Origin of the sequence: Pseudomonas emilianonis, from assembly GCF_023072625.1 — a bacterium.
Lineage (GTDB): Bacteria > Pseudomonadota > Gammaproteobacteria > Pseudomonadales > Pseudomonadaceae > Aquipseudomonas > Aquipseudomonas paraveronii.
Genome location: NZ_JAKNRV010000264.1, coordinates 1 through 7,352 on the forward strand (window position 1 = coordinate 1; position 7,352 = coordinate 7,352).

Genomic DNA, 7,352 nt, shown 5'->3' on the forward strand with positions numbered 1-7,352 from the left:
AAGTGACTGGGGAATTATGCACGGTACTGAAACGATTCCTGTCGGACGCGTCCGCGATGGCGCTTTGGATTTGCTTAAGTGGCTGGCGCTGCTGAGCATGGTACTGGACCACTTGCGTTATGTCGGGAAAACCTCTGCGACCGGGCGCAGTTCACCGGGTGCAATCTGGACGGCGGCTACGCTGAATACACGGTGGCGGACGCACGCTTTTGCCTGCCGATTCCCGACATGCTGTCAGACGTTCAAGCCGCGCCCCTGCTGTGTGCCGGCCTGATCGGTTTTCGCGCCTTGCAAATGGCCGCAGACGCTCCCCACCTGGGGCTTTATGGCTTCGGTGCGGCCGCCCATCTGGCGATTCAGGTCGCGCTGGGCCGGGGCCAACAGGTGTACGCGTTCACCCGGCCGGGTGATAGTGAAGGCCAGGCGTATGCGCGCTCATTGGGCGCCGTGTGGGCCGGCCCTTCGGACCAGCCGCCCCCGCACCTGCTGGATGCCAGCCTGATATTCGCCCCCGTCGGAGCGCTTGTACCGCTGGCATTGGCCGCCACGGTCAAGGGCGGCTGTGTGATTTGCGCCGGCATTCACATGAGCGACATTCCGGCCTTCCCCTATCGACTGCTATGGGGCGAGCGTAGCGTGCGTTCAGTGGCTAACTTGACCCGACAGGACGGTACAGCGTTTTTTCACGCCGTGCAGCAGACACCTGTCCACTGCGACATCACCCGCTTCGCCCTGGAAGATGCCAATCAGGCGCTGGCACACCTGCGCAGCGGGCAATTCAACGGTGCGATCGTGCTGACCCCGTAACCTGTGCGGGTTCAACGGCAGGCATCGTCAGCTGCGCGTCGGTTTAATCGCCCACATGCTGCATGGCGCGTGGTGCAGCAGACTTTCAGCGGTAGTGCCCAACAGCTTATTCAAGCCCCAATGCTGCACGGTGCCCATGACCATGATGTCGCTCTGGTGATCGCGGGCGAAGTCGCAAATATTGAAGAGCGGCGTGCCTTCGATAAAGTGCCGATGTTCGACGGGAATTCCCTGGCGCTCGGCCAGCGCGGCAAATGCCTCATGCTGGGCTTCATTCAGCGCCTCATAGAGCCCGGCGGCCAAAGGGACCGCGCCAAAGCCCATGTCTTTGGCATACACAGCAGCCCAGTCGTACACATGCAGCAATTCAAGCTGAGCCTGACATTGCGCAGCCAGCTTGACCGCCGCTTCGACAATCTGGTCGTTGAAGATCTGGTCCTGGTCCTCACTGCGCAACACATCGACAATCGCCAGCAGCTTGCGTGGCAGCGGGTGGCGCGCGTCGGTGACCAGATGCACCGGCACCGGGCAGTCGCGCAGCAGTTGCCAATCCAGCGGCGTGAAGAACACCCGTTTCAAGGCGGGCTCTTCCTCGGCATCCTTGATGATCAGGGCCAACGACATCTCGTTGACGAAATGCAGGATTTCCTCATAAGGATGATGCACCCACACCACCTCGCTGGTGACCTCGACCCCGTGCTGACGCATCACGTCTGCCTGCTCGGTGAGCCAATGGCGATGAGTGTCCAGGTACGCTTCCCGCGCCCGGTTGATCTGTTCGGGCGCGAACAGCCCGGCGATCGCCAGGGCCTGCAAATAGTCGAAGGCCACGATATGCAACGGCAACTGCATCGCGCGCGCCAGGGCGGCGGCACGATCGAACGCCGGTGTACGGGTCATGGACGAAGGGGCAATCAACAGTAAACGCTGAGTCTGCGACATTGGGGCACCTCGGCACGCGGCCATCTGATTCCGTGGATAGGCTTTCAGAATGAGCCTTCCGGGTCGGCGGCTACTTGATCTTTATCAGTGGGTGCCCGCAAAAGTTGATTTTCATCAACCTTCAAGGCAGGGCCACCGCCCGAAACGCCCGCCCCACAGTATGTGCCGTGGGCATACCCCATTCTGAAACGTCATAATCTTGGGTTTGGCGGCGTGGTAATCTCCTACGACTATGAATAGGCATTGATCATCAGTCGACAATCGCCAGAACCAGGAAAGATCATGCCAAAAGTGTCCCACTCAGCTCTGCGTCGTAATTTCCGTGAATTGCTTGCTGCGCCACTGTGCGTTGAGACAGCCTCTGTGTTCGACCCGATGTCTGCGCGTATCGCCGCTGACTTGGGTTTCGAGGTCGGCATCCTGGGGGGCTCGGTCGCTTCGCTGCAGGTACTGGCGGCACCCGATTTTGCATTGATCACCTTGAGTGAGTTCGTTGAACAGGCAACCCGGATCGGCCGCGTCGCGCAGTTGCCGTTTATTGCGGATGCCGACCACGGCTATGGCAATGCCCTGAATGTCATGCGCACCGTCGAGGAGCTTGAGCGCGCCGGCGTGGCGGCCCTGACGATTGAAGACACCCTGCTGCCAGCACAATTCGGGCGTAAATCGACCGATCTGATTTCCATCGAGGAAGGCATCGGCAAGGTCAGGGCAGCCCTTGAGGCGCGTGTCGACCCCCAACTGTCGATCATCGCCCGGACTAACGCGGCGGTGTTACCGACCGAGGCCGTGATCGAACGCACCCTGGCCTACGAAAAAGCCGGCGCCGATGGCATCTGCATGGTCGGTATCAGCGACTTCGAGCACCTTGAGCAGATTGCCGAAAAACTCACGGTGCCCTTGATGCTGGTGACCTACGGCAATCCGAAGCTCAATGACAGCCAGCGCCTGGCAAGCCTGGGCGTGCGCATCGTGGTCGCCGGCCATGGCGCCTACTTCGCGGCGATCAAGGCCACCTACGACAGCCTTCGCGCCCAGCGCCAGCTCACCCACAGCACCTCGAACCTCAGTGCCACCGAGCTTACCCATACCTACACCCTGCCAGAGAGCTACGTGGCCTGGGCCAAAGAGTTCATGGATGTAGACGAGTGAGACTGACCCAGGGCGCACGCCTAGCCGACCCAGCCGACAGCGGCTTTCGGAACGACCTCCGACTCATCCAGCTTTGATGCAAACATGCTCACCGCTTGCACCGCATCGCTGGTGCTGGTGCGGATTTGCAGGATCACCGAACCCGCCTGGTCGGCCAGGCTGACACCCCGTTGCGCGCCTTCCTGGGTCGCGTTCATGCTGGCTACCGCGTCACGGGTTTCCGACAGAATCAAGCCGATCATCTCGGCAATCTCTGCGGTGGAACGGCTGGTGCGCCCCGCCAGTTGCCTGACCTCATCGGCCACCACGGCAAAACCACGGCCCTGATCGCCCGCGCGCGCCGCCTCGATAGCAGCGTTGAGCGCCAGCAGGTTGGTCTGGTCGGCGATACCGCGAATGGTATTGACGATGGCGGTGATCTGCTCGGAGCGATCGCCCAACTGCCCCACCAGCCGTGCGGAGGCGCCGATGTTCTCGGCAATCCGGCGCATTTCACTGGCGGTTTCGTGGATCACCTGGGTGCCGTGCTCGGCGAATCGCTCGGTTTCCGAGGAAATATGGTAAGCGCGGGAGGCTCCGCGTGAATCCTCCTCGAACTTCTCGACACGCTCGCTGATGTCGCTGGCGAACTTGACGATTTTGATCAGCTTGCCGTCGCCGTCATACACCGGGTTGTAACTCGCCTCCAACCACACCACGCGGCCGTGCTTGCCGACGCGCTTGAATTGCCCGGTGAAGAATTCACCATTGTTCAAGCGGCGCCAGAAGTCAGCGTACTCAGGGCTGTTGACCTGGGCCGGTTCGCAAAACATACGGTGATGTTTGCCTTTGAGTTCCGTCAGCGAATACCCCATGACCGTGAGGAAATTCTCGTTGGCGTCGAGTACTTGCCCGTTCAAGTCAAACTCGATCACGGCCATCGCACGGTCCAACGCGGCCAGCTTGCTGCGGGTCGCCGCCTCCTGTTCGACTTTGCGCGTGACGTCGAGGGCGTACTTGACCACTTTCGATACCTGGCCGCGCGCATCCAGCACCGGGTTGTAACTGGCCTCCAGCCAGATGATCTTGCCGTGGGCGTCCACGCGTTTGAATGTGCCCGACACGAACTTCCCGGCCCTGAGTTCCTGCCAGAATTCGGCATAGGCAGAGCTGCCGGTCAGCGCCGGCGGGCAAAAATCACGGTGGGTCTTGCCGGCCAATTGAGCCGTGTTGTAACCCAGGGTTTTCATGAAGTTGTCGTTGGCGCGCAACACCTTGCCGTTCAGGTCGAACTCGACGACGGCCATGGAGCGTTCGAGCGCGGCAATCAATCCTTGGTATTCAGTGACTTCGGCCCTCCTGGCCGCCAGTTCTGTTTTTAGTGCCTGATTGAACATGACGTAGCCTCAGCCGTGCGTGGAATCGTGGGGGGTTGCTCTCCCGCGCTATCGGCCAATAAATACGTGACTTGATACACGAAAAATAAATATTACTTGACGTCAAATACTCGTCATTCCTCGAGCATTGCAAGGCCAAAGGGTACTGATCCTCGCACCCCCTGTGTTTAAATTGGCGACCCCTTTCCCTGCCAAGAGACCTTCATGGCCAACCACGACCTGTGCTTCACCCCAGACCCGGATGCCGACTCTATTTCCTCCGACGTGATCGGCTTCAACGGCATCCTGGTCTCCACCCAAATCCCGACCCGCAGCGATGGCAGCCTGGAACTGGGCGACATCACGCTGCAAAGCGAATGCACCCTGCAAGCCCTGAAAGTCGCCCTTGAACGCGCCGGCAGTTCCATGGACCGGGTGATGCACCTGACCATCTACCTCACCGACATGGCCGACCGCGCAGCGTTCAATGATGTCTACACACGCTTCTTCGCCAAGCCGTGGCCGGTGCGCGCCGCGGTTGGCGTGGCGGCCCTGGCAGTGGAAGGCATGCGCGTGGAAGTCACCGCGATGGCCGCCAAAGCCTGAATCCGCGCCGATGCATGGCCTTGCACCCTGCAGGCCAAGCCCGGCGGTAGGTGCCGGTCAGGCGTTTCGCGGCTACAATGCGCGCCTCGACCGTGACAAGCCTGACTAAAAAAACTATGTCCTTGCCCAAGCATCACCTGGAATTGCTCAGCCCTGCCCGCGATGTCGCCATCGCGCGCGAGGCCATCCTGCATGGCGCCGACGCCATCTATATCGGCGGCCCAAGTTTCGGCGCCCGCCACAATGCCTGTAACGAGGTGAGCGATATCGCGCAGTTGGTCGAATTCGCCCGGCGCTACCACGCCCGCGTCTTCACCACCCTCAACACCATCCTGCATGACAACGAACTGGAACCCGCGCGCAAGCTGATCCATCAGCTCTACGACGCCGGCGTCGATGCGTTGATCGTGCAAGACCTGGGCGTGATGGAGCTAGATATCCCGCCGATCGAGCTGCACGCCAGTACCCAGACCGACATCCGCACCCTGGGCCGCGCCAAATTTCTCGACCAGGCCGGCTTCTCCCAGTTGGTATTGGCCCGTGAGCTGAACCTGCAGGAAATCCGCGCCATCGCCGATGAGACCGATGCCGCCATCGAGTTCTTCATCCACGGCGCCCTGTGCGTGGCGTTTTCCGGGCAGTGCAATATCTCCCACGCGCAGAACGGCCGCAGCGCCAACCGCGGCGACTGCTCACAGGCGTGCCGCCTGCCGTACACCTTGAAAGACGATCAAGGCCGCGTCGTCGCCTTTGAAAAGCACCTGCTGTCGATGAAAGACAACAACCAGAGCGCCAACCTGCGTGACCTGGTCGATGCTGGTGTGCGCTCGTTCAAGATCGAAGGTCGCTACAAGGACATGGGCTATGTGAAGAACATCACTGCCTATTACCGCCAGCGCCTGGATGACATCCTCGAAGACCGCCCGGCCCTCGCCCGCGCCTCCAGCGGCCGGACTGCGCATTTCTTCCTGCCCGACCCGGAAAAAACCTTCCACCGAGGCAGCACCGACTACTTCGTCAGCGACCGCAAGATCGACATCGGCGCCTTCGACACCCCGACCTTCACCGGCCTGCCGGTGGGCGTGGTGGAAAAAGCCGGCAAGCGCGACCTGCAAGTGGTCACCCATGAACCGCTGTCCAACGGCGACGGTCTGAATGTGCTGGTCAAGCGTGAAGTGGTCGGTTTCCGCGCCAATATCGCCGAGGCCAAGGGCGAGTTCGAGGAAGACGGCGAGAAGCGCTACCGCTACCGCGTCGAGCCCAACGAAATGCCAGCCGGGCTGCATCAGTTGCGCCCAAACCACCCGCTGAACCGCAACCTCGATCACAACTGGCAACAGGCGCTGCTCAAGACCTCTGCCGAACGCCGTATCGGTCTGTCGTGGGTTGCCCGTCTGCGCGAAGAGCGCCTGGAACTGACCGCCACCAGCGAAGAAGGCATCAGCGCCAGCGTCGCCCTGCCCGGCCCGTTCGGCGTGGCCAACAAGCCGGAACAGGCGCTGGACACCCTGCGCGATTTGCTCGGCCAACTGGGCACCACCGAATACCACGCCACCGCCATCGAGCTGGATGCACCGCAGGCGTTCTTCATCCCCAACTCGCAGCTCAAGGCCGTGCGCCGCGAAGTGATCGAAGCCCTGACGGCGGCCCGCATCCACGCTCACCCACGCGGTGGGCGCAAGGCGCAAACCAACCCGCCGCCGGTGTACCCGGAGGCGCACCTGTCGTTCCTGGCCAACGTGTATAACCAAAAGGCCCGCGACTTCTACCATCGGCACGGGGTGAAACTGATCGACGCGGCCTTCGAAGCCCACGAAGAAACCGGTGAAGTGCCGGTGATGATCACCAAGCACTGTCTGCGCTTCTCGTTCAACCTTTGCCCCAAACAGGCCAAGGGCGTGACGGGCGTGAAGACCAAGGTCGCGCCGATGCAGTTGATCCATGGCGATGAAGTGCTGACCTTGAAGTTCGACTGCAAGCCTTGCGAAATGCATGTGATCGGCAAGATCAAGGGGCACATCCTGGGTCTGCCGCAGCCAGGCAGTGTGGTCGGCTACATCAGCCCGGACGACCTGCTCAAGACCATCCCGCGCGCACCGCATTGATCGAACCGCGGGCGATGCCCGAAGGCAATCCAATCGACCAGGATCAGCGCCATCAAATGCGCCGAGCTGATCGCGATCGATGGCCAGTCCGCAGAGCGTCGCCAAGCCGAGCCCGGTGAAGCGGCGCCTGCCGCCGCTGACCGACTGAATGCGCGCACACCCAATGTGGGAGGGGGCTTGCCCCCGATAGCAGAGTGTCAGGCACTGCATGAGTGCCTGAACCACTGCTATCGGGAGCAAGCCCCCTCCCACATGAGCCCTGCGCCGGGTCAAATCAGTCGTGCAGGGCCTTGGCCGCGCCCAACAGCCCCTGAAACTTGCGATAACGCGCCTCCAGCACCGGCTGTTGCGCCCCATCCGGCACATACCGGGCCTTGACCGGCAT

Annotated in this window: 5 protein-coding genes and 2 pseudogenes; 5 read left to right on the forward strand and 2 right to left on the reverse strand. The window is 61.5% G+C overall.

Annotation, left to right across the window (positions count from 1 at the left end):
• Positions 1-16: 16 nt before the first annotated feature.
• Together L9Z73_RS21650 and L9Z73_RS21655 are read left to right on the forward strand one after the other, a co-directional pair.
• Positions 17-166: pseudogene (locus tag L9Z73_RS21650) on the forward strand (TraX family protein); the annotation flags it as partial.
• Positions 124-807: pseudogene (locus L9Z73_RS21655) on the forward strand (alcohol dehydrogenase); the annotation flags it as partial. The pseudogenes L9Z73_RS21650 and L9Z73_RS21655, both read left to right, overlap by 43 nt.
• 27 nt (positions 808-834) lie before the next feature.
• Here L9Z73_RS21655 and L9Z73_RS21660 read toward each other — a convergent pair.
• Positions 835-1,749, reverse strand: a complete 915-nt coding sequence (locus L9Z73_RS21660; RefSeq protein ID WP_247405258.1) for a universal stress protein — start codon at positions 1,747-1,749, stop codon at positions 835-837.
• 282 nt (positions 1,750-2,031) lie between these two features.
• Here L9Z73_RS21660 and L9Z73_RS21665 point away from each other — a divergent pair, with 282 nt between their 5' ends.
• Entirely contained in the window at positions 2,032-2,901 is an 870-nt protein-coding gene (locus tag L9Z73_RS21665; RefSeq protein WP_247405261.1) for an isocitrate lyase/PEP mutase family protein, read from the forward strand.
• Positions 2,902-2,921: 20 nt separating this feature from the next.
• Here the strand turns inward: L9Z73_RS21665 and L9Z73_RS21670 are convergent, their stop codons facing one another.
• Positions 2,922-4,277, reverse strand: coding sequence for a methyl-accepting chemotaxis protein (locus tag L9Z73_RS21670; protein ID WP_247405264.1), 1,356 nt, complete (start codon positions 4,275-4,277; stop codon positions 2,922-2,924).
• A gap of 204 nt (positions 4,278-4,481) precedes the next feature.
• On the opposite strand from L9Z73_RS21670, the gene L9Z73_RS21675 reads away from it, so the two are divergent.
• Both L9Z73_RS21675 and L9Z73_RS21680 read left to right on the forward strand, forming a co-directional pair.
• Entirely contained in the window at positions 4,482-4,862 is a 381-nt protein-coding gene (locus L9Z73_RS21675; RefSeq protein ID WP_247405267.1) for a RidA family protein, read from the forward strand.
• Between the two features lie 116 nt (positions 4,863-4,978).
• Positions 4,979-6,967: a peptidase U32 family protein gene (locus tag L9Z73_RS21680; protein ID WP_247405272.1), complete on the forward strand. Its 1,989-nt coding sequence runs from the start codon at positions 4,979-4,981 to the stop codon at positions 6,965-6,967.
• Positions 6,968-7,352 lie beyond the last annotated feature (385 nt).